Below are 643 nucleotides of genomic sequence, written 5' to 3' on the forward strand. Positions count from 1 at the left end.
TCATTCAAATTTGAATGAGCTTTTTAATTATATGATAAAAAAAGGATTATTTACCTTCTTTTGTTTTGATATCACTTACAAATTTTTGTAAACGTTTTCCATATTCAGAACTTTTAACTCTATCAGTTAAACTATTGTTGATAGTGTCTAAAAGTTGAATATTAGCATCGTATAATTCAGATAAAGCAATGTAAGGAGCGGCTTCGCTATCTGCATTAGCAATGGCAAAGTTTGTAGAGAATAAGAAACGACGACGTATCATTTTTTTGTAATCGTCTTCTACTTGTTGTATTTGAGTTTCATCTTGAGATTGACGAGCTTCTACTTCTTTTTTTACAAAATCTAAACGTTGCTCTAAAAACTTCTGATTTATCTTACGATATTCCTCCATCACTTCTTGGTTTTTAGAACCTTTAATTTCAGGTTTAAAACCAAACTCTTCAATATTATCATTTATGGTAATTTCACCTTCTTCACCAAAGAACATAATGTGTTTGTCGGTTGTGTTTCCATCAAAAGTAAGGTAGTACATCACAGGAGACTCTACATTATCGGTTAAGATAAATTTGTCATCACCTAATAAAGCTAAAGAATCAACAGATACTAATAAGGTATCGTTCATTTTTTGAAGATATAAAGTACC

Annotated in this window: 1 protein-coding gene; it reads right to left on the minus strand. The window is 30.0% G+C overall.

Annotated features, from left to right (window positions below):
• Positions 1–46: 46 nt before the first annotated feature.
• Positions 47–643 (minus strand): DUF4369 domain-containing protein (locus OU788_RS12595; RefSeq protein ID WP_274635481.1); only part of this gene is annotated, 597 nt, incomplete at its 5' end.

The organism is Tenacibaculum sp. L6 (genome assembly GCF_028823685.1).
GTDB lineage: Bacteria > Bacteroidota > Bacteroidia > Flavobacteriales > Flavobacteriaceae > Polaribacter.